Raw genomic sequence first — 23311 nt, 5'->3', positions numbered from 1 at the left:
CGGCGTGCTGCTCGCGCGCCGCGTGGTGCTCGGCGGCCGTCCGAGGCTCGTGCGCCTCCACTCGGCGTCGGCCGTCCGTCGTCCTCGACGCCGACGACGCGACGACCCGTCCGGGGTCCTTCGGGATCTGGTCCCCGTCGCGCGACGGGCACGTGCGCGTCGGCGCCGTCCTCGGCACGGACGACTCCGGTCGACTGGTCGAACGCGAGGTCCTCGGCTCCTGGGGCGCCGCCGTCGGGCCGGGTCCCGTCCGGTGGACCGGTCACGTGTTCGCGTCGCCGCAGCAGCTCGAGGCGGAGGTCGGCACCGTCGACGTCGCGGTGCCCGGAGGGACGGCTCCCGCCTGGGTCCTCCCGGGCACGGGTCCCGAGGCCGACGTCTGGGCCGTGCACATCCACGGCATCCGCACGACGCGCATCACGGCGCTGCGCTCCGTCCCCGTCGCCCTGCGGCTCGGCTTCACCTCCCTCGTCCCGTCCTTCCGGGGCGACGGCGACGGTCCGGACACTCCGCGGGGTGCGTCGATGCTCGGACAGGCCGAGTGGGCGGACGTGGAGGCGGCCCTGGATCACGCCGTCGCGCACGGCGCCCGGTCGATCGTCCTCGTCGGCTGGTCGCTCGGCGCTCAGATCGCGCTCCTGCTGCACCGGCACTCGGCGCACCGCGCCCTGATCGCCGGCCTCGTCCTCGTCTGCCCCGCGACCACGTGGCGCGGAGCCATCCGGCACGGCGCGGCTCGGGCAGGTCTGCCGCGCGGGGCGGGGCGGCTCGCGGAGTGGGCCCTGGGCGACCCGGTCCTCAGCAGGATCGTCGGGCTCCCCGCTCCGATCGACCTCGACGCCCTCGACTGGGGCGCCGGTGCGCGGGTCTCGGTGCCGACCCTCGTCGTGCACTCGGTGGGCGATCCCGAGGTGCCCTTCGCGCTGACCGAGCGCTTCGCCGCGGCGAACGCGCGGTTCGTCGAGGTCGCCGCGTTCGCCGACACGGTCCACGGCGGGGAGTACAACCTGGACCCCGAGCGGTTCGACCGCGTGATCGGCGAGTGGGCCGCCCGCACCGTCCCGCCGGCGTGATCCGCACGCCGACGTGATCCCGGTCGGAGTACCTCCGGAAACGCGAGAACCCCCGCTCCTCCGAAGAGGAACAGGGGTTCCGATGCGTCGTTCTTCTCTGTGTCCGAGGGGGGACTTGAACCCCCACGCCCTATACGGGCACTAGCACCTCAAGCTAGCGCGTCTGCCATTTCCGCCACCCGGACGAGTGTTGCGATCGGCCTGCGTTTCCGCGGCCGAAGAAGACATTAGCACGGTTTCGGAGAGGTCCATGACAGCGGCCCGCCGGTAGCGTGGGGGCATGACCAGCGCCTCCCACTCCTCCGTCCCCGACCAGGAGCTCGACGAGACCGCGCTGATCGCGCGGGACCTCATCCGCTTCGACACGAGCAACTACGGCGAGGGCCGCGCGGAGCCCGAGCGGGAGGCGGCCGAGTACGTCGCGTCGTACCTGCGCGACCTCGGCCTCGAGCCGGAGCTCGTCGACTCGGACCCCGGGCGCACGAGCGTCGTCGCCCGGGTCGCGGGGGAGGACCGCGAGCGCGGCGCCCTCGTCGTGCACGGGCACCTCGACGTGGTCCCGGCGATCGCCGAGGACTGGAGCGTGGACCCCTTCGGCGGGGTGATCAAGGACGGCATGCTCTGGGGTCGCGGCGCCGTCGACATGAAGAACATGGACGCGATGATCCTGGCGTCGCTCGGCGACGTCCTCCGCTCCGGCCGCCGCCCGTCGCGCGATCTCGTCGTCGCGTTCTTCGCCGACGAGGAGGCGGGCGGCGTACGCGGCTCCGGGCACCTCGTGAAGACCCGTCCCGAGCTGTTCGACGGAGCGACCGAGGCGATCAGCGAGGTCGGCGGCTACTCCATCGACCTCGACGGCACGCGCGCCTACCTCGTGCAGACCGGCGAGAAGGCGCTGCTCTGGCTGAAGCTCCGCGCGCGCGGCACCGCCGGCCACGGGTCTCAGATCAACCGCGAGAACGCGGTCACGCGCCTGGCCGAGGCGATCGCGCGCATCGGCAGCGAGGAGTGGCCCACCCGCCTCACCGACACCACGCGGGAGCTGCTCGGCGAGGTCGCCCGCATCCTCGGCCGCGACCCCCAGCGCAGCACTCCGGAGGAGCTCGCCATCGCCACGGGCACCGCCTCGCGCTTCATCGCGGCCACGCTGCGCACCACCGCGAACCCCTCGATGCTCTCCGCCGGCTACAAGGCCAACGTCATCCCGGAGTTCGCCGAGGCCGTCGTCGACGTCCGCGTGCTGCCCGGCGAGGAGGACGCGGTGCTCGAGCGGATCCGGGAGCTCGCGGGCGAGCACATCGAGATCGAGGTGCAGCACCGCGACATCGGCCTCGAGGTCCCGTTCGCGGGTCCCCTCGTCGACAGCATGGCGGCCTCGCTCCGGCGCTTCGACCCCGAGGCCGAGGTGCTGCCCTATCTGCTCTCCGGAGGCACCGACAACAAGGCCCTCTCGACGCTCGGCATCACCGGATACGGCTTCGCACCGCTGCAGCTGCCGGGGTCCCTCGACTTCCCGGCGCTGTTCCACGGGGTCGATGAGCGGGTTCCGCTCGACGCACTAGTGTTTGGCAGGAAGGTCCTGACCGATCTGCTCCTGCGATCCTGAGGTCGGCCTTCCGACCGCCACCGACCGCCTGCTGGCCGACGACGCCCCAGCCCTCCTCGAAAGTGACGCATGGGCCTGCTCGAAGCGCTGATCCTGGGACTCGTCCAGGGTCTGACCGAATTCCTCCCCATCTCCTCCAGCGCCCACCTCCGCATCGTCAGCGAGCTGCTGCCGGGCCTGGGCGGCCGCGACACGGGTGCGGCGTTCACCGCGATCACGCAGCTGGGCACCGAGACAGCGGTGATCATCTACTTCTGGCGCGACATCGTGAAGATCGTCGGCAACTGGTGCCGGTCGCTCGTGGGCCGGGTGCCCCGCTCCGATCCGAACGCGCGGATGGGCTGGCTGATCATCATCGGCAGCCTCCCGATCATCGTGCTCGGCCTGATCTTCCAGGACGCGATCGAGACGACGCTCCGCTCGCTCTGGGTCGTCGCCACGACGCTCATCCTCTTCGGCATCCTGCTGGGCATCGCCGACCACGTCGGAGCGAAGAAGCGCCGACTGCGCGATCTGAACGGCCGCGACGGCCTCATCTACGGCGGCGCGCAGGCGCTGGCCCTCATCCCGGGCGTCTCGCGCTCGGGCGGCACCATCACGGCCGGTCTCTTCATGGGCTACGAGCGCGCCGCAGCGGCCCGCTACTCGTTCCTCCTGGCCATCCCCGCCGTGTTCGGCAGCGGGCTCTACCAGCTCTACAAGAGCCTCACCGATCCCGAGGTCCTGCCGAACCAGATCCAGGTCGGCGGAGTCGAGACGCTCGTGGCGACGGTGGTCGCGTTCGTCGTCGGCTTCGTCGTGATCGCGTTCTTCATGGGCTACATCTCGCGCCGCAGCTTCCTCCCGTTCGTGATCTACCGGATCCTGCTCGGCGGTGTCCTGATGGTCGCGCTCAGCACCGGGCTCATCGCCGCCTAGATGCGCGCCTGGACCTCCCCGGACCTCCCCGCGCTGCCGGGAGCCGGCCCCGTGCCCCGGATCCACGACACCTCGACCGGCGGGCTCGTCGAGCTCGCGGCCCCGGACGGGACCGCCCGCCTCTACGTCTGCGGCATCACGCCGTACGACGCGACCCACCTCGGTCACGCGTCGACCTACCTCGCGTTCGACACCGTGCAGCGGCTCTGGCTCGATGCGGGTCTCGAGGTCGACTACGCGCAGAACATCACCGACGTCGACGACCCGCTGCTCGAGCGGGCGACGGCGACCGGCGTCGACTGGCGCGACCTCGCCGAGGAGCAGGTGGAGCTGTTCCGCGGGGACATGGCCGCGCTGCGGATCCTGCCGCCCGCGCACTACATCGGCGTCACCGAGACCGTCGAGCCGATCGCCGACGCCGTCGTCCGTCTCGAGCGCGACGGAGTGGCGTACCGCGTCCCCGCGCCCGACGCGACGACCGTGGGCGCCGAGGACCTCTACTACGACGTCGCCGCGGCGGAGAGCGCGGTCTGGCACCTCGGCAGCGAGAGCCGCCTCGACTCCGCCGCCATGGCCGAGCTGTTCGCCCTGCGGGGCGGCGATCCGGATCGCGCGGGCAAGCGGCACCCGCTCGATCCGCTGCTCTGGCGCGCCGAGCGGCCGGGGGAGCCCGCCTGGGACTCCGCCGTCGGACGCGGCCGCCCCGGCTGGCACATCGAGTGCTCGGTCATCGCGCTCGACCGGCTCGGGCCCGACTTCACGCTGCAGGGCGGCGGGAGCGATCTCGTCTTCCCGCACCACGAGTTCAGCGCCGGTCACGCCGCTTCGCTGTCCGGCCGTCCGCTCGCGCGCGCCTACGCGCACGCCGGCATGGTCGGCTACGAGGGCGAGAAGATGAGCAAGTCGCTCGGCAACCTCGTGCTGGTGTCGCGACTGCGCGCCCAGGGAGCCGATCCGCGGGCGGTCCGACTCGCGCTCCTCGCGCACCACTACCGCACCGACTGGGAGTGGCTGCCGGAGGACCTGCCCGCCGCCGTCGAGCGCCTCGGCCGCTGGGAGGCATCGCTCGCGGCGACCGGGACCGCCTCGGCGCTCGAGGTGCTCGAGCGGCTCCGTGCCGTCCTCCGCGAGGACATGGACACTCCGGGCGCGTCGCGCTCCTGGACGCGGTCGCGGCGACCGGGGTCGACGACCCCGCGCTGCTCCGCGACACCGTCGACGCCCTGCTCGGGATCCGCCTGGGCTGACCCGCGGCAGGAGCCGTCGGCGGCGCGCGGTCGGGCGTCAGCCGGTCACGCCCGCCAGGGCTCCTCGCCCGAGCGGCCGTCGCCGCGGCGCCGGAGGTAGCGCTCGAACTCCTGCGCGATGGCCTCGCCGCTCGCCTCGGGCGAGTCGACCGTGTCGCGCGCCTGCTCGAGCTGGGCGATGTACGCGGCCATCTCCTCGTCGTCGGCCGCGAGAGCGTCGATCCCGCGCTCCCACTCCTCGGCCTCCTCGACCAGATCGCCGCGGGGGATGCCCAGGCCGACGACCTCCTCGAGCTTCTCGAGCAGCGCCAGCATCGCCTTGGGCGAGGGCGCGTTGTGCACGTAGTGGGGGACCGAGGCCCAGATCGAGACGGCCGGGATCCCGACCTTCTGCGCGGCCTCTCCGATCACGCTGAGGATCCCGACGGGGCCCTCGTAGCTCGAGCGCTCGAGCTCGAGCTCGGAGCGGAGCTCGGCGTTCTCGCTCGAGGCGAAGATCGAGATCGGCCGGGTGTGCGGCACATCGGCGAGCATCGCGCCGAGGAAGACGACCGCGGAGATGTCGATGGCGAGCATCGCGTCGACGACCTCCGCGGCGAAGCTCTTCCAGCTCCGCGACGGCTCGGTGCCGATCATCACGTAGAGCGCGCTCTCGGCGTGGACGGAGGTGTCGGCCGGTCCGAAGATCTGGGTCCCGGGCCACGAGAGGGTGCGCCGGCCGTCCTCGCCGATCGAGAGCATCGGACGGGTGTACTGGAAGTCGTAGTACTGCTCGGCGTCGACCGCGAACAGGGGCACGTAGTCGCCGTCGTCCTTGACGAGGCGGACCGCCCCGCTCGCGGCGTCCCCCGCGTCGTTCCAGCCTTCGAAGGCCACGACGAGGACGTTTCCCTTGATCACGTTCATAGGCACGATCTCCGCGTTCGACTCGAGGTCCTGGCCTGCGCGGTCCGCGGGCACCCGTTGCACAAGGATAGGACCCGCCCTGCCCGCGCCCGCGCGGCTCCGGTGCTTTCCGCTGTCCGCGTACGGACGGCTCCCGCGGGCCTGCCGGTACGATGGTCGCTCGTGACTTCCGACTCCTTGGCCGTGCGCCCGACCCTCGACGCCCCGGCCGCGGTCCTCTGGGACATGGACGGCACGCTCGTCGACACCGAGCCGTACTGGATGGCCTCCGAGCACGCCCTCGTCGCGTCGTTCGGAGGCGTCTGGACGCACGAGGACGCGATGAGCCTCGTCGGATCGGGGCTGCCCGCCTCCGCCCGCATCCTGCAGGGCAAGGGCGTCGACCTGAGCGTCGAGCAGATCATCGACCGGATGACCGACGAGGTCGTCGCGCAGCTGGCCGTCGAGATCCCGTGGCGCCCCGGAGCGCTCGAGCTCCTCGCCGAGGTGCGCGACGCGGGCGTGCCCCAGGCTCTGGTGACGATGTCGATCGGGCGGATGGCGCACGCCGTCGTCGACCGCCTGCCCTTCCCGGCGTTCGACGCCGTCGTCAGCGGCGACATGGTGGAGCGGAGCAAGCCCGACCCCGAGGCGTACCTGCTCGCCGCGCGGACCCTCGGCGTGCCGGTCGGCGCCTGCGTGGCGATCGAGGACTCGCACGCGGGCCTCGCCGCCGCCGTCGCCTCCGGCGCCGCCGCGATCGGCGTGCCCCACCAGCTCGAGCTCGACCCCGACGCTCCCTACTCCCTCTGGCCCACCCTCGCGGGCCGCACCCTCGCGGACCTCGCGCTGGTGTCCTCCGAGCACCGCGGCGACCGACCGCTCACGACCGAGACGGAGGCCCTCCGATGACCGGTGAGGCACTGCAGCATTCCGGCCCCTTCCGCGCGGGCGACCGCGTCCAGCTGACCGGGCCCAAGGGGCGGATGAACACCATCACGCTCATCCCCGGCAAGGTCTTCCACACGCACCGCGGAGGGATCGAGCACGACACGGTCATCGGGCTGCCCGACGGCTCCGTGGTCGTCAACACCGTCGGGGTGGAGCACCTGGCCCTGCGACCGCTCCTGGCCGACTTCGTGATGTCGATGCCGCGCGGAGCGGCGATCGTCTACCCCAAGGACGCCGCCCAGATCCTCGCGCTCGCGGACGTGTTCCCCGGCGCCCGCGTCGTCGAGGCGGGCGTGGGCTCCGGAGCCCTCTCGCTGTGGCTCCTGCGCGCGGTCGGCCCGACCGGCCGCCTGGCGTCGTTCGAGCGCCGCGAGGAGTTCGCCGACGTCGCCCGCGCGAACGTCGAGACGTTCCTCGGCTACACGCCCGAGAACTGGAGCGTCACCGTCGGCGACCTCGTCGACGAGCTGCCGGGAGCGGTGCCCGCCGGCGAGGCCGACCGCGTGGTCCTCGACATGCTCGCGCCGTGGGAGTGCCTCGACGTCGCCGCCGAGGCGCTGACGCCCGGCGGAGTGCTGCTCTGCTACGTCGCGACCGTGACGCAGCTCTCGCGGACGGCCGAGGCCATCCGCGCGTCGGGGCTCTTCACCAACCCCTCCTCCAACGAGACGATGGTGCGCGGCTGGCACGTCGAGGGCCTGGCCGTGCGCCCGGACCACCGCATGATCGGGCACACCGGCTTCCTGATCACCGCGCGCCGCCTCGCTCCCGACACCGTGCTCCCCGAGCTCAAGCGCCGCCCGTCCAAGACCGACTTCAGCGACGAGGACGTCGAGGCCTGGACCCCCGGCGCTCTCGGCGAGCGGGCGGTCAGCCCCAAGAGCCTGCGCAAGCGGGTCCGCGAATCCGCCACCAGCGCCGAGCTCTCCCGGGCTCGCGGCTTCGGCGCCGAGGAGCCGTCCGGCGGCTCCGAGGGCGACGAGGGCATCGTCTAAGCTGATTCCGGCCTCCGGGCCGCCGTCCCGATGGTCCCGCACCCGGGCCGCCGCTCCCGCTCCACCCCGTCGAATAGAGGACCCGTGCGCCGCACCACCGCGCTCATCGCCAGCATCGGCATCGTCGCCGCTCTCGCGGGATGCTCCGCGTCCTCGCCGGAGTCCGACTGCGAGGCGCCCTTCTCCTCCGGCGACTCCTCGTCGGCGGTCGAGGCGAGCGGCGACTTCGGCTCGCAGCCGGACGTGACGGTGCCGAGCCCGCTGAAGGTGTCGACCTCGCAGGTCAGCACCCTCATCGAGGGCTCGGGCGACCCGCTCGAGAAGGGGCAGCTGGTCACGATCGACTACACGCTCGTCAACGGCGCCGACGGCAGCGTGCTCGAGGCCTCGCCGTACGACGGCGAGAGCACCGCGCGCTTCGCCGTGGGCGGCTCCGGTCTCGTGGGCCTGAACGACGGACTGCTCTGCACGCAGGTCGGCTCGCGCGTCGCGATCGCGATCGCCCCGGAGGACGGCTTCGGCGAGTCCTCCGCGCAGCTCGGCATCTCGCCCGAGGACACCCTCGTGCTGGTCGCCGACGTCCAGAGCGCCTCGCTCGCGCGCGCCGACGGCGAGCAGCAGCCCGCCCCCAGCGGATTCCCGACCGTCACGCTCGACGAGAACGGGCAGCCGGGGCTGGCGAAGCCCTCGGGAGACGCGCCGACCGAGCTCGAGATCGCCCAGCTGAAGAAGGGCGACGGCGAGGTCGTCGAGGAGGGCGACCAGGTCGTCGTGGCGTACACCGGCTGGCTGTGGAGCACGGGCGAGACCTTCGACTCCAGCTGGGAGAAGGGCGCACCGGTCGTCTTCACCGCGGCCGACGGCTCGACGACCCAGGGCGGAGTGATCCCGGGCTTCGCCGAGGCCCTCATCGACCAGTCCGTCGGCTCGCAGGTCATCGCGATCATCCCGCCCGACCAGGGCTACGGCGACGCCGAGCAGGGAGCCATCCCCGCCGGGTCGACGCTGATCTTCGTCGCCGACATCCTCGGCACGGTCTGAGTCCACGGCGCCGCCCGGGCCGCGCCCTAGACTGGAGGGCGTGCCCGCCGACGCTTCTCCCTCGAGCCGCATCCCGGCCGAGGAGCGTCTGTTCAACCTCGTCCTCGCCCTCGTGGCCGCCGAGAACGGGCTGACGAAGACGGACGTGCTCTCGACCGTCCAGGGCTACCGCCAGCGGTCGGACCGCGGTGACCGCGCCTCGCTCGAGCGGCAGTTCGAGCGCGACAAGGACGATCTGCGCGAGCTCGGCATCCCGATCGAGACCGTGGACGCGCCCGGCGACCCCGGCAACACGCAGACCGTGCGGTACCGCATCGCCAAGCGCAGCTACGACCTCCCCGCCGACATCTCGTTCGACCCGGAGGAGGTCGCCCTGCTGCGCCTCGCCGGTGCGGTGTGGCGCGAGGGCACCCTCTCGGCCGAGTCCCGCCGGGCTCTGATCAAGCTGCGCTCGATCGGAGTGGAGTCGGTCGACCCGGTCATCGGGATCAGTCCGTCGATCCGGGTCCGCGAAGCCTCTTTCGAACCGCTGAGCACCGCGCTCGACCGCGGGCAGGTCGTCCGCTTCCCCTACCTCAAGCCCGGCGCGGCCGAGCCGCGCGTGCGCGTCGTCCGGCCCCGGGCGCTCGTCAACCACCAGGGCCGGTGGCACCTGCACGCCTGGGACGAGGGCGCGGAGGGGACGCGCACCTTCCTCCTCTCCCGCATCGTCGGGCCGGTCGCCTCGACCGGCCGCGCCTCCGCGCCGGAGGAGGGGGACCACGCTGCCGTGGCGCTCGCGCAGCTCGACGACGTGCTGCGCCGCAACACCGCACTGCTGCGGGTGGCCGCCGACTCCGACGCGGCGCTGCGCCTCGGCCGCCGCGCCGAGCCGGCGGGGGAGGGGGAGCACGTGCTCCGCCTCCACTTCACCGACGCGACATCCTGGCGGACGAGCTCGCGGGCTACGGTCCCGAGGTCGTCGTCCTCGAGCCGCTGGAGCTGCGCGACGCGGTCGTCCGGCGCCTGCGCCGCTCGCTGTCGGACCACCGCCGGCAGGCCGATCCCGGAGGGAGCCACGATGGCTAGGCCCCGCACGCTCCAGGCCCGCGACCGCCTCGCTGTCCTGCTCTCGCTCGTCCCGTACCTGCTCGACCGCGGCCGCGTGAGCGTGGGCGAGGTCGCCGAGCACTTCGACATCGCTCCGGAGGAGGTGCGGCGCGCCGTCCGCCTCATCGCGGTGTCGGGCATCCCCGGCGAGACGGCCCAGTACCAGGCGAACGATCTGTTCGACATCAGCTGGGACGACTTCGAGGAGAACGACCACGTCGTCCTCACCCAGCAGGTCGCGATCGACGACTCGCCCCGCTTCTCGGCCCGGGAGGCGGCGGCGCTCATCGCCGGCATGCAGTACCTGGCCGCACTGCCCGAGAACCAGGGCAACGACCGCATCGCGGCGCTGATGGGCAAGCTGTCGCGCGGAGCCTCCTCCGCGCCGAGCGCCGTGGCCGTCGCGCGGGGCACCGGGGCCGATGCCGGCCTCGAGGTGATCCGGACCGCCCTCGCCGCGGGGACCCAGCTCGCCTTCGACTACCGCAACGCGCGCGGCGAGACGGAGTCGCGACTGGTCGACCCCTTCCTCCTCGAGTCCGTGGACCGGGACTGGTACCTGCGGGGCTGGTGCCACCTCCGCGAGGGTGTCCGCACCTTCCGCGTCGACCGGATGCGCGGGCTCACCGACACCGGGTCGCCGATCGTGCGCCGCCGCAACGAGGTCACGCTGCCGGACCGCCTCTTCGAGGCGTCCGACTCCGACCTGCTCGTCGATCTCCGCGTCGCGCCGAGCTCGGTCGCGCTGCTCGGGGACTACGCCGTGGACGCCGAGTTCCCGCCGGTTCCCGCCGATCAGGCGGAGCAGGGGGTGCTGGTCCGCATCCGCGTCGCGCACCTGGAGGGTCTCACCCGCCTGGTCGCCTCCCTGCCCGGGCTCGTGACCGTCGTCGCCCCGCCCGCCGCTCGCGACGCCGTCGCCGAATGGACTCTCGCCGCTCTGCGGGCCAACGGGGAGGAGGGGTCGTGACCTGGTGGTCGTGGATCCTGATCTGGGCGGCGCTCGCGATCGCCGCGCTGGCGGTGCTCGCGCTGTTCCTGCTGTCGTACTGGCGGAAGGGCCGCGCCCTCCTGGGGCAGCTCGAGGAGCTGACCGAGAAGCTCGACGGGATCCAGCCCGACGGCGGCGCTCCGGTCGTCGCCCGGCCCCCGTCCTCGCTCTTCGCCGATCGCGACGCGGTGCGACGGGCCCACGAGTCGCGTCGCGACTCCCGCCGTGACAGGACTGAGGATCGCCGGTCGGCGAGAGTCGAACGGGGTAAGCTCCTGGTACACCGCAACCGACAAGCAAAGTGAGTCTGCAATGTTCGCTGGCCTCCAGGGGTGGCACCTCCTCATCATCCTCGCTGTGATCCTCCTGCTCTTCGGTGCGCCCAAGCTTCCCCAGCTCGCGCGCAGCGTCGGCCAGTCGATGCGCATCTTCAAGAGCGAGGTCAAGACCATGAAGGAGGAGGACGGCTCCGAGCGCCGGGACTCCACCGAGGGTCCCGCATCGACCACCGGCACCACCACCGGATCGACCACCGGCACCGGCACGACCACGCCGCCCGAGTCACCGCTCAAGTAATGACGTCCGTGGCAGCGAAGAAGCCACGGACGAAGCGATCGGGGAAGGATCCCGAGGGGCGCATGTCCCTCGGGGCGCACCTGATCGAGCTTCGCAACAGGCTCTTCAAGTCGGCGATCGCGATCGTGCTCGGCTGCATCGCCGGGTGGTTCGTCTCGGAGTGGGTCTTCGAGTCCCTCAAGGCGCCCATCCTCCAGGTGGCGTCGACCCAGGGCAAGGAGGCGATCCTCAACTTCCCGACGATCGCCGGTGCCTTCGATCTGCGGCTCCAGATCGCCATGACCGTCGGCATCGTGATCGCGAGCCCGGTCTGGCTCTACCAGATCTGGGCGTTCCTGGTGCCCGGTCTCACCAAGAAGGAGATGCGGTACGGGCTCGGGTTCATCCTGACGGCCATCCCGCTCTTCTTCGCCGGATGCGCGGCGGGCTGGTTCGTCTTCCCCCACATCGTCGAGCTGCTCACCGGCTTCACCGGGGACGATGCGGCGAGCTTCATCGACGCGAAGTACTACTACGACTTCGTGCTCAAGCTCGTCCTGATGGTCGGTATCGCGTTCGTGCTGCCGGTGTTCCTGGTCCTGCTGAACTTCCTCGGCATCCTGCCGGGGATGCTGATCCTGAAGTCGTGGCGCATCGCGATCATGGTGATCGTCGTCTTCACCGCGCTCGCGACCCCGGCCGCCGACCCCATCTCGATGTTCCTCCTCGCGATCCCGATCATCGTCCTGTTCTTCCTGGCGTGCGGCATCGCGATCGTCCACGACCGCCGTGTCGCGAAGCGCCAGCCGGTCTTCGACGGCACCGCCTCCGACCTGCCCGCGTGAGCGACCAGTCCCCGTCGGAGCGGTTCGCCGCCTTCCGCACCCGCCAGGGCCACGCGAGGGTCGAGTCGTTCCGCTCGACCCTCGCGTTCGACCTCGATCCGTTCCAGTACGAGGCGTGCAGCGCTCTCGACGACGGTCGGAGCGTCCTGGTCGCGGCGCCCACGGGCGCGGGCAAGACGGCCGTCGCCGAGTTCGCCATCCACCTCGCGATGCAGGACCCGACCGCCAAGGTCTTCTACACGACGCCGATGAAGGCGCTCAGTAACCAGAAGTTCCAGGAGTTCGTCGAGGACTACGGCGCGTCCGAGGTCGGCCTCCTCACCGGCGACTCGAACGTGAACGCCCGGGCCCGCATCGTCGTCATGACGACCGAGGTGCTGCGGAACATGCTCTACGCCGACTCCGATCTGCTGCGCGATCTCGCGTACGTGGTGATGGACGAGGTGCACTACCTGGCCGACCGCTTCCGCGGGGCGGTGTGGGAAGAAGTCATCATCCACCTGCCGCAGCGCGTCCGACTCGTCTCGCTCAGCGCGACGGTGTCCAACGCCGAGGAGTTCGGCGACTGGCTCCAGACCGTCCGCGGCGAGACCGAGGTCATCGTCTCGGAGGAGCGGCCGGTGCCGCTGGACCAGCACGTGCTCGTCGGGGGGAAGCTCCTCGACCTGTTCGACTCCTCGGGTCGCGCCGCGACGAACCGGGTCAACCCCGAGCTCGCGCGTCTCGCCCAGGGCGGGACGCGCGTGGAGCGCGGCGCGAGGGGCGGTCAGCGCGGACGCGGTCGCGGGCGGTTCCAGGACACCCGGCCGGCGGACGAGCTCGTCCAGCGGTCCGAAGTGGTCGAGATCCTCGAGGGCAAGAACCTCCTGCCCGCCATCTTCTTCGTCTTCAGCCGGGCCGGTTGCGACCAGGCGGTGCGCCAGGTGCTGCGCTCGGGGGTCCGGCTGACCGAGCGGCACGAGCGCGACGAGATCCGCGCCATCGTGGAGGAGCGCTGCCGCACCATCCGGGACGAGGACCTCGCCGTCCTCGGCTACTGGGAGTGGCTCGACGGACTGCAGCGCGGGGTCGCCGCCCACCACGCCGGCATGCTCCCCGCCTTCAAGGAGGTCGTCGAGGAGCTCTTCCTCCGCAAGCTCGTGCGCGTCGTCTTCGCGACCGAGACCCTCGCGCTCGGCATCAACATGCCCGCTCGCACGGTCGTGCTCGAGAAGCTCGAGAAGTTCAATGGCGAGGCGCGGGTCCCCATCACTCCGGGGGAGTACACCCAGCTCACCGGTCGCGCCGGCCGACGCGGCATCGACGTCGAGGGCCACTCCGTCATCCAGTGGCGCGGCGGGATGAACCCGCAGGCCGTGGCGTCGCTGGCCTCGCGCCGCACGTACCCCCTGAACTCCAGCTTCCGCCCGAGCTACAACATGGCCTGCAACCTCATCGAGCAGTTCGGCCGGACGCGCACGCGCGAGATCCTCGAGTCCTCGTTCGCCCAGTTCCAGGCCGACCGCTCCGTCGTCGACCTCGCGCGACGGGTGCGCCAGCAGGAGGAGTCGCTCGACGGCTACGTCACGGCGATGCAGTGCCACCTGGGCGACTTCGAGCAGTACGCGGCCATCCGCCGCGAGATCAGCGAGCTCGAGCGCCGCGGAGCCGTCCGGGGGGAGTCCGCCTCGCACGCCGAGCGCGAGAAGAGGCAGGGGCAGCTGACCTCGCTCCGCCGCCGGATGAAGGCGCACCCCTGCCACGCCTGCACCGATCGCGAGCAGCACGCGCGCTGGGCGGAGCGGTGGTGGAAGCTCCGCAAGGAGACCGACGAGATCGAGCGCCAGATCCGCTCGCGCACCGGAGCGGTGGCCAAGGTCTTCGACCGCATCACCGAGGTCCTCCTCGAGCTGGGCTACTTCCGGCGCGACGACGCGGGGGAGCTCTCGCTCACGCCCAACGGACGGACGCTGCGCCGCATCTACGGGGAGCGCGATCTGCTCGTCGCGGAGTGCCTCCGCAAGCAGGCGTGGACCGAGCTCGATCCGGCCGGACTCGCGGCGATGGCGTGCTGCCTCGTCTTCGAGCCGCGGCGCGAGGAGGGGACCCTGAACGAGAAGTTCCTCCCGCGCGGCGGATTCCCCGAGGCTCTCGAGAAGACGCAGCTGCTCTGGGCGCGACTCGACGACGTCGAGCGCGACCACCGCCTGCCCGGCAGCAACCCGATCTCGACGAGCCTCGCGCTCGCGATGAACATGTGGGCTCGCGGGATGCCCCTGGACGCCGTCCTGCGCGAGGCCGACATGGCCGCGGGCGACTTCGTCCGGTGGGCGAAGCAGACCATCGACCTCCTCGACCAGCTCTCGGTGGTCGCGGACGGCAAGGTCGGCCGCGCCGCCCGCACCGCACTCGACCTCGTGCGCCGGGGCATCGTCGCCTACTCCGCGGTCGCATGACCGGAGCGATCCCCGCGCCCTCGGGGCGCACGGCACCGCTGTGGCTGGCGCTGATCCTCGCCGGGCTCGGCGGAGCGGTCCTGGACCGCGGGTTCCCGGACACCGACGTCTGGCCGCTCGCGATCGTCGGTGCCGCGTCGATCCTGGTCGCGCTCGCCGGCCGCGGCTTCTGGAGCGGCGCACTGGTCGGCCTCGTCGGCGGCGGCATGTTCTGGGGCGTCCACATCGAGTGGCTGACGCTCTACCTCGGTCCCGTGCCCTGGCTCGCGCTGGCGGGTCTCCAGGCCGTCTTCTTCGCCCTCGCCGCCGGCCTGATGGCGGTCGTGTCGACCCGCGGCCACGTCGTCTGGACGGGACCGCTCGGCCGCATGGTCGGCGTCCCCGCCCTGCTCGCCGCACTGTGGGCGGGCCGCGAGACGATCACGATCGTCTGGCCGTACGGGGGCTTCGCCTGGGGGAGGCTCGCGCTCTCGCAGTCGACGGGGCCGCTGGCGGACCTGGCCGCCTGGATCGGCTTCACCGGTCTGAGCTTCGTCGTGGCGTTCCTTGCGGCAGTCCTGGCGCAGGCCGTCCGCGAGGTCTCGGTCCCCGGCACCGCTCGAGTCGCGACCGTCGCCGGCTTCGCGATCGTCGCCCTCGTGTTCCCGGCCTGGCCGGCGCCGACCGACGGGACGACCCGGATCGCCGCGATCCAGGGCGACTCCGACGCCGGGCTGTTCTCGGAGAGCTACCGCGGGCAGATCCTCGAGGACCACACCTCCGCGACCCTGGCCGTGCTCGACGAGGACGTCGACATGGTGGTCTGGCCCGAGAACGGCGTCGACATCGATCCGACGCGCAATGCGCAATCGGCGGCGGTCCTCGACTACCTGAGCCGCACCATGGACGCCCCGTTCATCGTCGGTACGATCACGAACCCCGAGGAGGACGTGTTCTACAACAGCTCGCTGCTGTGGAGAGCAGGGGAGGGCGCGACCCAGGTCTACGACAAGGTGCACCCGGTGCCGTTCGCCGAGTACATGCCGGACCGTGCGTTCTGGCGCATGTTCGCTCCGGATCTCGTCGACCTCGTGAGCCGGGACTACTCGATCGGCACCAGGCCGAACGTGTTCGACATCGACGGAGTGCTGGCGGGCATCGCGATCTGCTTCGACATCTCGGACGACGCGCTGACGAACGCGATGATCGACGGCGACGCCGAGATCATCCTCGCTCAGACGAACAACGCCGACTTCGGTCGCACGGACGAGAGCGTGCAGCAGCTCGCGATCGCGCGGCTGCGGGCGATCGAGACCGGCCGGAGCGTGGTGAACATCTCGACGGTCGGCACGAGCGCGATCATCGCTCCCGACGGCTCGACGCTCGACTCCCTGACATGGTTCGAGCCGGGTGCCATGGTGGACGAGGTACCCCTCGCCTCCACCACGACCCCGGCTCTGGTGTGGTCCCGGAACCTCGGCTGGTACTTCCTCGCCGCAGGTCTCGCGGGCCTGGTCTCGTTCGTCCTGCGGACGCGCGCTCCCCGGCCCCGGAACGCAGACCGGCGCTAAGCGCCGATCTTGTGCTCGCCGCGACGGGCGCGCAGATAGGCGAGCCGCTCCTCGAGCAGCTCCTCCAGCTCCGCACGGGTGCGGCGCTCGAGCAGCATGTCCCAGTGGGTGCGGGGCGCCTTCTGCTCACCGCGGTCGACGACGACGGGCTTCGAGTCCACCAGGAGGGTGGCCTCGTGACCGCACGCGCGGCACTCCCAGGTCTCCGGCGCCTCGGCGTCGGCCGAGAACACCATGTCCGTGTCGTGGCCGCAGTTCGTGCAGTGGTAGGTGTGCGTCGAACGCGGTGAGAAGACGACACCCTCCTCGCTCTGCAGGCTCTGAGAACCTAGTCTCATTCCTCGCAAGCTTCGATCTGCCATTGTGTGGTCTCCTCTCGCTGTGCTCCGACAAGTGTCGACCGCGTACCTGGAGGTGGTCTTGCGGTCACCTCCTTTGCCAGAGAACCTTCAGGTGAGAGGCGGTTTCGGTGCAGCGTCGTCGACCGCACGGCGGGCGAGATCCGTCCGGTCGGTCACGAGTCCGTCGACGCCCAGGGCGAGCAGCTCGGTCATCCGCTGGGCGTCGTTGACGGTCCACAGGTGGATCTCGGCTCCGGTCACGCGCAGGCGCGCGAGGATCGGGGGAGTGGCGACCGGCAGGCCGAGCGCCGACTCCGGGACCTGGAGGGCGTCCATGCCGTTCAGCGCGAGGCGCACGAGGGCGGGGAGCCGGAGGTGCGCTCCGATCAGCGCCGTGAGGAAGCGCTGCGCCGACGCCGACGTCGCGACTCCGGGGAGCAGCCGGACGGTCGAGGCCCGGCGCGACTCGGACAAGGAGGTGATCAGGACCCGATCGCGGGCATCCTGCCGGTCGACGGCGAGTGCCGTCGGGTGCACCGCCGCGCGGGCCTTCACGTCGATGTTCAGGAGCGCGTCGGGCAGCAGCCGCAGGGCGTCCTCGAGGCGGAGCAGCGACTCTCCTCCGGGGAGGACGAGACGCGCGAGGTCCTCCCAGCGCTCGGCCTCGATCCGGTGGGACCGCCCCGCCGCGTCGAGCACGACCTCGTCGTGCACGAGGACCGCGACTGCGTCGAGCGAGGCACGGACGTCGGTCTCGAGGAGATCGGCGCCCGCCTCGAGTGCCCGCTGGAACGCGCCGAGGGTGTTGCCGATCCGATCGGGTCCGAAGCCGCGGTGGGCGATGACGCGCGGCCGCCGTCCCCGGAGGAAAGGCGGCCGCCTGTCGATCACGGGTCGCGGACCCTAGAAGCCCGGCGCCGGGGGAGTGACCGCGCCGTCCTGCGGGCGCTCGGGGTCCTGGCCCTTCGGGCCGAACGCGGCGCCGATGCCCTTCAGCGCCTCGGTCAGCTCGCTCGGCACGATCCAGAGCTTGTTCGCGCTGCCGTCGGCTAGCTTGGGGAGCGTCTGCAGGTACTGGTACGCGAGGAGCTCCTTGTCGGGCCGGCCCTGGTGGATCGCCTCGAACACGGTGGTGATGGCCTTCGCCTCGCCCTCGGCCCGCAGGATCGCCGCCCTCGCGTCTCCCTCCGCAGCGAGGATCGCCGCCTGGCGGTGCCCCTCCGCGTTCAGGATCTGCGACTGCTTGGTGCCCTCGGCGGTGAGGATGACCGCGCGGCGATCGCGCTCGGCGCGCATCTGCTTCTCCATCGAGTCCTGGATGGAGGCGGGCGGGTCGATCGCCTTCAGCTCGACGCGGCCGACGCGGATGCCCCACTTGGTGGTGGCCTCGTCGAGGACGATGCGCAGCTGCCCGTTGATGTTGTCGCGGGAGGTGAGCGCCTCCTCGAGGTTCAGACCGCCGACGACGTTGCGGAGCGTGGTCGTCGTGAGCTGCTCGACGGCGCCGAGGTAGTTCGCGATCTCGTAGGTGGCCGCGCGGGCGTCGGTCACCTGGAAGTAGACGACCGTGTCGATCGAGACGACCAGGTTGTCCTCGGTGATCACCGGCTGCGGCGGGAACGAGACGACCTGCTCGCGCAGGTCGACCGAGGGGCGCACCCGGTCGATGAACGGGATGACGAGATTGAGGCCCGGCAGCAGCGTGCGGTGGTACTTGCCGAGCCGCTCGACGACGCCGGCGGTGGCCTGCGGGACGATCCTGATGGATTTGAACAGGACGACGAGGGCGAAGACGACGATCACCGCGACGACGACGGTCGTCACGAGTGCGGAGGTGGTCACGAGGAGCTCCTTTCGGCGGGGACGACGACAGCGGTCGCGCCGTCGATGGCGGTGACGACGACGCGTTCGCCGAGACCGAGAGGTCGGGATTCGACGAGTGGGGACAGGCGGGCCGTCCAGGTCTCGCCGTTGGCCAGCTTGACCTGGCCGGGGCCGTCGCCGGCGATCACGACGCTGCCCGCGAGTCCGAGCAGCGCGTCGCGCCGATCGGAGCCGGATCGCCGCCGCGACGGAGCAGCCGCAGGAGGGGTGGACGGACGGTGAGCAGCAGCAGGACCGCGAGGACGGCGGCGACCGGGACCTGCACCCAGAAGGGCGCCCCGACGAGGCCGGCCAGGAGGCCGCCGACGCTCCCGACGGCGAGCATCAGGAACGTGAACTCGAGGGTGATCATCTCGACGATCACGAAGATCAGGATCAGCGCGAGCCAGAGGATCCACGCGTACTGGAGGACGGCGTCCATGCCGGTTGCTCCTTCCCCTCGACGAGCTCCTACAGGGTATCCGGGGCTCCCGGAAGCGCGCTGAGAGGGCGGACGGCCGAGTCGCGGGGCGCGGGGCGGACGGGTTCGGTAGGATCGCCTGTCGGGGCTCCGGCCCGTCATCGTGCCCGTCCCGGTCTTCGCATCGGCGTCCTGGAGGATCTCCTCGTGTCCAACCCCCTCGCTCCCGGCTCGCTCGACGGCAAGCGCGTCCTCGTCACCGGCTCGTCCCGCGGCATCGGCGCCGACACGATCCGCTACTTCGCCGAGGCGGGCGCCAGCGTGGTCGTCAACTACCGCTCCAAGGCGCCGCGGGCGAACAAGCTCGTCGACCAGATCGTCGCCGCGGGCGGCTCGGCCTTCGCGGTCGGAGCGGACCTCACCGACGCGCAGTCGCGCACCGACCTCTTCGCCCGCATCCAGGACGAGCTCGGGGGACTGGACGTGCTGGTCCTGAACGCGTCCGGCGGCATGGAGAGCAACATGGGCGAGGACTACGCGATGGTCCTCAATCGCGACTCGCAGGTCGCGACCCTCGACGCGGCGCTCCCGCTCCTGGGCGAGGGCTCGCGCATCGTCTTCGTGACGAGCCACCAGGCGCACTTCATCCGCTCGACGCCGACGATGCCCGAGTACGAGCCCGTCGCGCTGTCCAAGCGCGCCGGTGAGGACGCCCTGCGCGACCGCATCCCCGAGCTCGCCGAGCGCGGCATCGAGTTCGTCGTGGTCTCGGGCGACATGATCGAGGGCACCATCACGGCGACGCTGCTCGAGCGCTCGAACCCCGGAGCGATCAGCTCGCGCCGCGAGTCGGCCGGCAAGCTCTACAACGTCGGCGAGTTCGCGGCCGAGGTCGCCCTGGCCGCCGTCGAGCCGATCCCGGCCGAGAACACCCGACTGGTGGGCGACATCACGGACTTCGTCGGCGTGTAGTCGCCGCCGTGCGTGCGGCGGTTCGGAGATGGTCCGTCGCCGCTCGGTCGGTGTCGCGGAACATCTGCGGGACGAATCAGGATCGTGACGGAAGCGGCTTCTGTTGCTGCTTCCGCGATATCCGATAATGCACATTATGTCAGTTCGTGTGAGCGGCAACCTCTCCCGTTCCGACTCCGCTGGGCTCTGCGGTCGCTCCAGTAGGTGACGACTCCGTCGCGAGGGACTCCTGCAGACCTGGTCGAGTGCGCGCCGCACACCCCTTCCGGGAGGTGCGGTCCGCGGATCGCCGCCCGCTCGCGATCCTCCGGATGCTTGCGCCGCCGTTAATCTCCGTCGTAAAGTAACTTGATGATAAAGATAGTGGACGGGATGCCTCGTCCCTCCGCTCCCGGTCCGCCGCACCGCATTCCGCCGCACGTCGACGCCACCAGGAGCAGCTGACCCATGACCACCACCACCGCGACGACCCGAGATCCCTCGGAAGCACCCGGGGTGGAGGCGACCCTCCGCTCGCTCGACGGACCCGTCTTCGGCTTCGCGGTGCAGCCGCACCTCTCCGAGCTCGCCGCCGCCACCCGGAGCGATCGGGCGCGCGTCGACGGCGTCTCGCTCTCGTACACCTACTACCGGCATCCGCTGAACCGGGCCCATCCCTCGAACTTCGTCGACCTCACTCCGCAGCAGGTCGCGGCCATCGAGAGGGCGGAGTCGTCCCGTCTCCCGTCCTGGATGGTCGAGCAGATCCGGCAGATCCGCTACCCGACGCTCTGGGACGCCGTCCGCACCGCGAAGGCGGGCCCGGGTGATCGCAAGGACGCTCTCGAGACGCGGCTCGCCGCCCACGCGAACGACGTCCTCCGCGCCCGCGATCCCCGCCACGTCCCGGTCCGCTCCCCCCGGGCGACCCCGACCGGCCGCCTGCACCACTCCGATCTCCTCGAGACGACCTGCGTGATGGTCGACCGGGAGCCCCACCGCGGCCGGCGCCTCGAGGCGGCCCCGTTCCTCACGGCCTTCGGTGCCCGGATCGGGAAGCGCTACCTGACCGTCGTCTACGACACTCGGACGGCGCCGAAGCTGTCGTTGGAGTTCACGGTCCGCCGCCCGGATCCGGAGAACGGACCGCTCTGATCCGTCGTCCCGCTGCGCACTCCCCCGACGGCCGATGCCCGACTCCGAGCCCCTCGATCCGCGAAGCGGCGCGCGACGTGTCGCTCACAGTCGGCACACATGTCGCTGAGTATCGTTCGGGGAAACGGAGGTCATCATGAACAGCTCTTCCTCGACCGGCGCGTTCGGCGCCGGCAACCCGATCGACAGCATCTGGCAGGCGATGGAGCAGGCGCGCGCCGGCTTCGAGAAGCGCGTCGGCACCCGTGTCGGCCGCGGCGACGTCCGGGCGGCCGTCCTGGCCCTCCTCGCCGAGCAGCCGATGCACGGCTACCAGATCATCCACGAGATCGAGGAGCGCAGCGGCGGCAGCTGGAAGCCGAGCCCCGGCTCCGTCTACCCCACCCTCCAGCTCCTCGCCGACGAGGGCCTGATCTCGGCCGACGAGTCGAACGGCCGCAAGACCTACTCCCTCACGGAGGCCGGTCACGCCCAGGTCGCCGCCTCCGGTGCCTCCTCGCCCTTCGCCGAGACCGGCGGGGTCGAGGCCGGAGCGCTGCCCAAGGCCGGCATCGCGCTGGCGCAGGCCGCCGCGCAGGTGCAGCGCTCGGGCACGCCCGCTCAGATCCGCCAGGCCGTGACCGAACTCGAGGACGTGCGCCGCCGCCTGTACGCGATCCTCGCGCAGGACTGACCCGGGTGCCGTCGGTCAGCCCGGGTCCTGGCGACCCGGGCCGCCGAGCGAGCAGTGAGCGGCGGCGCTACCGCCGTATCCTGCGCTTCGCCGCCTGGCATCTCGCGGTGACCTGGTGGTTCGATCTGGTCCTGCCCCGGCTGGGGCTGAACGTGATCGCCCTCCGCACGCGGCCCCACCGGATGCGCCGGTTCGCCCGCAGCTTCCACGTGCTCGCAGTCGAGCTGGGCGGCCTGATGATCAAGGTCGGCCAGTTCATGTCGTCGCGCCTGGACGTCCTGCCGCCCGAGATCACACGCGAGCTCGAGGGTCTGCAGGACGAGGTCCCGCCCGTCCCGTTCCCCCGCATCCGCGCCCTCGCCGAGGCCGAGCTCGGCATGCCGCTCGAGCGCGCCTACGCCGGAGTCGACGAGTCGCCCGTGGCGGCGGCGTCGCTCGGTCAGGCCCATCGAGCACTGCTGTCGCCGCTCGACTCCGGCGACACCGGGCACAGCACCGCGATCGTGAAGGTGCAGCGACCCGGGATCGACGCGATCGTCGACGTCGACCTCGCCGCGCTCCGCCGGGTCGGGCGCTGGCTCACCCACGTCCGGCTCGTCTCGGACCGCGTCGACGCGCCCGCGCTCGTCGAGGAGTTCGCGGCAACCAGCCTCGAGGAGATCGACTACCTCCGCGAAGCCGCCAACTCCGTCCGCTTCGCCGCCGACTTCGCCGGCGATCCGCGGGTCGGGGTGCCGGACGTCGTCTGGGAGCGGTCGACCCGCAAGGTCCTCACCCTCCAGGACGTCACGGCGATCAAGATCACCGACGCCGACGGACTGCGCGCGGCCGGCATCGATCCGCGCGACGTCGCGCCGGTGTTCGCCGCGGTGATGTTCGACCAGCTGTTCACGACCGGCTGGTTCCACGCGGATCCGCACCCGGGGAACGTCTTCGTCACTCCCACCCCGGGCGCAGAGCTGCCCTGGCGGCTCACCTTCATCGACTTCGGGATGATGGGCGAGGTCCCACCGGCGACCAGGGCGGGGCTGCGCACGATGCTGATCGCGGCCGCCTCGCGCGACGGCAAGGGCCTCGTCGACGCGGCGCGCGACCTCGGGGTGCTGCTGCCCTCCGCCGACTCCCGCGAGCTCGAGAACGCAATGACCCAGCTCTTCGCCCGCTTCGGCGGGATGGGCTTCGCCGAGCTGCGCGAGGTCGACCCGCGCGAGTTCCGCCAGTTCGCCGAGCAGTTCGGCGACGTCGTCCGCTCGCTGCCCTTCCAGCTGCCCGAGAACTTCCTGCTGATCATCCGGGCGATGTCGCTCACCTCCGGCGTCTGCAGCGCGCTCGATCCGTCCTTCAACCTGTGGGACTCGGTCGAGCCGTACGCGCAGCGGCTGATCCGCGAGGAGCGCGGCAACGTGGCGCAGGACCTGGGCCGGCAGGCGGTCGAGAACCTGGGTCTGCTCTGGCGGCTCCCCCGACGCCTGGAGTCGCTCGCCTCGACCCTCGAGGACGGCACTCTCGCGGTGACGGTGCCCAGCATCGAGCGCCGGCTGAACCGCGTCGACGCGACCGTGCGGCGGGTGGTGTCGGCCGTCCTCTTCGCCGGGCTGCTGATCGCGGGAGCCGTGGTGCGCTCGGACGACGGCGGGCTCGGATCGGCGCTCATGCTCGTGTCGGTCGTGCCGCTGCTGCACGCGCTCCTGTCGGGGCGCCGCAGCGGCTGAACCGGTTCTCCGGG

At 71.6% G+C, this 23311-nt stretch carries 23 protein-coding genes, 1 tRNA gene and 2 pseudogenes; 19 read left to right on the top strand and 7 right to left on the bottom strand.

The window, feature by feature from the left end; genetic code table 11:
• On the top strand, positions 1–1073 hold a 1073-nt coding region (locus B0T42_RS11160; protein WP_077223210.1), incomplete at its 5' end, for an alpha/beta hydrolase family protein.
• A gap of 100 nt (positions 1074–1173) precedes the next feature.
• Here B0T42_RS11160 and B0T42_RS11155 read toward each other — a convergent pair.
• Positions 1174–1258, bottom strand: a tRNA-Leu gene (locus B0T42_RS11155).
• 95 nt (positions 1259–1353) lie between these two features.
• On the opposite strand from B0T42_RS11155, the gene B0T42_RS11150 reads away from it, so the two are divergent.
• The 3 genes and pseudogenes from B0T42_RS11150 to mshC all read left to right on the top strand — a co-directional run bounded on the left by B0T42_RS11150 (position 1354) and on the right by mshC (position 4844).
• Positions 1354–2679, top strand: coding sequence for a M20/M25/M40 family metallo-hydrolase (locus B0T42_RS11150; protein WP_077223209.1), 1326 nt, complete (start codon positions 1354–1356; stop codon positions 2677–2679).
• A 69-nt stretch (positions 2680–2748) separates the two neighbouring features.
• Positions 2749–3597, top strand: a complete 849-nt coding sequence (locus tag B0T42_RS11145) for an undecaprenyl-diphosphate phosphatase (RefSeq protein WP_055792095.1) — start codon at positions 2749–2751, stop codon at positions 3595–3597.
• Positions 3598–4844, top strand: a pseudogene (gene mshC, locus B0T42_RS11140) (cysteine--1-D-myo-inosityl 2-amino-2-deoxy-alpha-D-glucopyranoside ligase).
• 45 nt (positions 4845–4889) lie between these two features.
• On the opposite strand, the gene B0T42_RS11135 reads toward mshC, so the two are convergent.
• On the bottom strand, positions 4890–5750 hold the full coding sequence (locus B0T42_RS11135) for a proteasome assembly chaperone family protein (protein WP_077223208.1): 861 nt from the start codon (positions 5748–5750) through the stop codon (positions 4890–4892).
• Positions 5751–5912: 162 nt separating this feature from the next.
• Between B0T42_RS11135 and B0T42_RS11130 the strand changes: the two genes are divergently transcribed.
• The 11 genes and pseudogenes from B0T42_RS11130 to lnt all read left to right on the top strand — a co-directional run bounded on the left by B0T42_RS11130 (position 5913) and on the right by lnt (position 16181).
• Positions 5913–6641, top strand: a complete 729-nt coding sequence (locus B0T42_RS11130; RefSeq protein ID WP_269087519.1) for an HAD family hydrolase — start codon at positions 5913–5915, stop codon at positions 6639–6641.
• Entirely contained in the window at positions 6638–7675 is a 1038-nt protein-coding gene (locus B0T42_RS11125) for a tRNA (adenine-N1)-methyltransferase (RefSeq protein ID WP_077223207.1), read from the top strand. Before B0T42_RS11130 ends, B0T42_RS11125 begins: the two co-directional genes overlap by 4 nt.
• 84 nt (positions 7676–7759) lie before the next feature.
• The gene (locus tag B0T42_RS11120; RefSeq protein WP_158078104.1) at positions 7760–8716 is read left to right on the top strand and encodes an FKBP-type peptidyl-prolyl cis-trans isomerase; all 957 of its coding nucleotides are present in this window, start codon (positions 7760–7762) and stop codon (positions 8714–8716) included.
• A 40-nt stretch (positions 8717–8756) separates the two neighbouring features.
• Positions 8757–9368: pseudogene (locus B0T42_RS22705) on the top strand (helix-turn-helix transcriptional regulator); the annotation flags it as partial.
• Positions 9362–9784: a WCX domain-containing protein gene (locus tag B0T42_RS22700; protein ID WP_446737374.1), complete on the top strand. Its 423-nt coding sequence runs from the start codon at positions 9362–9364 to the stop codon at positions 9782–9784. The pseudogene B0T42_RS22705 and the gene B0T42_RS22700, both read left to right, overlap by 7 nt.
• The gene (locus B0T42_RS22695) at positions 9777–10775 is read left to right on the top strand and encodes a helix-turn-helix transcriptional regulator (RefSeq protein WP_077223205.1); all 999 of its coding nucleotides are present in this window, start codon (positions 9777–9779) and stop codon (positions 10773–10775) included. Before B0T42_RS22700 ends, B0T42_RS22695 begins: the two co-directional genes overlap by 8 nt.
• Entirely contained in the window at positions 10772–11101 is a 330-nt protein-coding gene (locus B0T42_RS11105; RefSeq protein ID WP_077223204.1) for a hypothetical protein, read from the top strand. The genes B0T42_RS22695 and B0T42_RS11105 overlap by 4 nt, the downstream gene beginning before the upstream one ends.
• Positions 11102–11108: 7 nt before the next feature.
• Positions 11109–11372, top strand: a complete 264-nt coding sequence (gene tatA / locus B0T42_RS11100; RefSeq protein ID WP_077223203.1) for a Sec-independent protein translocase subunit TatA — start codon at positions 11109–11111, stop codon at positions 11370–11372.
• 62 nt (positions 11373–11434) lie between these two features.
• Positions 11435–12196, top strand: coding sequence for a twin-arginine translocase subunit TatC (gene tatC, locus B0T42_RS11095; protein WP_077223202.1), 762 nt, complete (start codon positions 11435–11437; stop codon positions 12194–12196).
• On the top strand, positions 12193–14631 hold the full coding sequence (locus B0T42_RS11090; RefSeq protein ID WP_077223201.1) for a DEAD/DEAH box helicase: 2439 nt from the start codon (positions 12193–12195) through the stop codon (positions 14629–14631). Before tatC ends, B0T42_RS11090 begins: the two co-directional genes overlap by 4 nt.
• Positions 14628–16181: an apolipoprotein N-acyltransferase gene (gene lnt / locus B0T42_RS11085; RefSeq protein WP_094742744.1), complete on the top strand. Its 1554-nt coding sequence runs from the start codon at positions 14628–14630 to the stop codon at positions 16179–16181. Before B0T42_RS11090 ends, lnt begins: the two co-directional genes overlap by 4 nt.
• Here lnt and B0T42_RS11080 read toward each other — a convergent pair.
• From B0T42_RS11080 to B0T42_RS21315, 5 genes are all read right to left on the bottom strand, one after another.
• Positions 16178–16543 (bottom strand): RNA polymerase-binding protein RbpA, encoded by a 366-nt coding sequence (locus tag B0T42_RS11080; protein WP_055792134.1) that lies wholly within the window; start codon positions 16541–16543, stop codon positions 16178–16180. The two genes, lnt and B0T42_RS11080, sit on opposite strands and share 4 nt — an antisense overlap.
• Positions 16544–16630: 87 nt before the next feature.
• The gene (locus tag B0T42_RS11075; RefSeq protein ID WP_077223200.1) at positions 16631–17413 is read right to left on the bottom strand and encodes a glycerophosphodiester phosphodiesterase family protein; all 783 of its coding nucleotides are present in this window, start codon (positions 17411–17413) and stop codon (positions 16631–16633) included.
• Positions 17414–17425: 12 nt separating this feature from the next.
• A complete protein-coding gene (locus B0T42_RS11070; protein ID WP_446737373.1) occupies positions 17426–18346 on the bottom strand; it encodes an SPFH domain-containing protein in 921 nt (306 codons plus the stop codon).
• Positions 18347–18360: 14 nt separating this feature from the next.
• Positions 18361–18534, bottom strand: a complete 174-nt coding sequence (locus B0T42_RS21320; RefSeq protein WP_236720236.1) for an NfeD family protein — start codon at positions 18532–18534, stop codon at positions 18361–18363.
• The gene (locus tag B0T42_RS21315; protein ID WP_236720235.1) at positions 18531–18827 is read right to left on the bottom strand and encodes an NfeD family protein; all 297 of its coding nucleotides are present in this window, start codon (positions 18825–18827) and stop codon (positions 18531–18533) included. The genes B0T42_RS21320 and B0T42_RS21315 overlap by 4 nt, the downstream gene beginning before the upstream one ends.
• A gap of 186 nt (positions 18828–19013) precedes the next feature.
• On the opposite strand from B0T42_RS21315, the gene B0T42_RS11060 reads away from it, so the two are divergent.
• The 4 genes from B0T42_RS11060 to B0T42_RS11050 all read left to right on the top strand — a co-directional run bounded on the left by B0T42_RS11060 (position 19014) and on the right by B0T42_RS11050 (position 23297).
• Complete coding sequence (locus tag B0T42_RS11060; RefSeq protein ID WP_077223198.1) at positions 19014–19778, top strand: SDR family oxidoreductase; 765 nt, start codon at positions 19014–19016, stop codon at positions 19776–19778.
• Positions 19779–20225: 447 nt separating this feature from the next.
• Positions 20226–20912, top strand: coding sequence for a hypothetical protein (locus tag B0T42_RS11055; protein WP_077223197.1), 687 nt, complete (start codon positions 20226–20228; stop codon positions 20910–20912).
• A gap of 136 nt (positions 20913–21048) precedes the next feature.
• On the top strand, positions 21049–21585 hold the full coding sequence (locus B0T42_RS18995; protein ID WP_083741865.1) for a PadR family transcriptional regulator: 537 nt from the start codon (positions 21049–21051) through the stop codon (positions 21583–21585).
• A 5-nt stretch (positions 21586–21590) separates the two neighbouring features.
• On the top strand, positions 21591–23297 hold the full coding sequence (locus B0T42_RS11050; RefSeq protein WP_094742743.1) for an ABC1 kinase family protein: 1707 nt from the start codon (positions 21591–21593) through the stop codon (positions 23295–23297).
• The last annotated feature ends 14 nt before the right edge of the window (positions 23298–23311 follow it).

The organism is Rathayibacter rhapontici (assembly GCF_001995175.1).
In the GTDB taxonomy this organism is placed as follows: domain Bacteria; phylum Actinomycetota; class Actinomycetes; order Actinomycetales; family Microbacteriaceae; genus Rathayibacter.
The sequence above is the reverse complement of the archived record's forward strand: the minus strand, read 5'-3'. Positions and strand labels throughout refer to the sequence as shown.

Excerpts from the sequence above, each read along its gene's own strand:
- B0T42_RS11150 (WP_077223209.1), top strand. The coding sequence starts at position 1,354 with ATGACCAGCGCCTCCCACTCCTCCGTCCCCGACCAGGAGCTCGACGAG.
- B0T42_RS11145 (WP_055792095.1), top strand. The coding sequence starts at position 2,749 with ATGGGCCTGCTCGAAGCGCTGATCCTGGGACTCGTCCAGGGTCTGACC.
- B0T42_RS11135 (WP_077223208.1), bottom strand. The coding sequence starts at position 5,750 with ATGAACGTGATCAAGGGAAACGTCCTCGTCGTGGCCTTCGAAGGCTGG.
- B0T42_RS11125 (WP_077223207.1), top strand. The coding sequence starts at position 6,638 with ATGACCGGTGAGGCACTGCAGCATTCCGGCCCCTTCCGCGCGGGCGAC.
- B0T42_RS22695 (WP_077223205.1), top strand. The coding sequence starts at position 9,777 with ATGGCTAGGCCCCGCACGCTCCAGGCCCGCGACCGCCTCGCTGTCCTG.
- tatA (WP_077223203.1), top strand. The coding sequence starts at position 11,109 with ATGTTCGCTGGCCTCCAGGGGTGGCACCTCCTCATCATCCTCGCTGTG.
- tatC (WP_077223202.1), top strand. The coding sequence starts at position 11,435 with ATGTCCCTCGGGGCGCACCTGATCGAGCTTCGCAACAGGCTCTTCAAG.
- lnt (WP_094742744.1), top strand. The coding sequence starts at position 14,628 with ATGACCGGAGCGATCCCCGCGCCCTCGGGGCGCACGGCACCGCTGTGG.
- B0T42_RS11080 (WP_055792134.1), bottom strand. The coding sequence starts at position 16,543 with ATGGCAGATCGAAGCTTGCGAGGAATGAGACTAGGTTCTCAGAGCCTG.
- B0T42_RS21315 (WP_236720235.1), bottom strand. The coding sequence starts at position 18,827 with ATGGACGCCGTCCTCCAGTACGCGTGGATCCTCTGGCTCGCGCTGATC.
- B0T42_RS11055 (WP_077223197.1), top strand. The coding sequence starts at position 20,226 with ATGACCACCACCACCGCGACGACCCGAGATCCCTCGGAAGCACCCGGG.
- B0T42_RS18995 (WP_083741865.1), top strand. The coding sequence starts at position 21,049 with ATGAACAGCTCTTCCTCGACCGGCGCGTTCGGCGCCGGCAACCCGATC.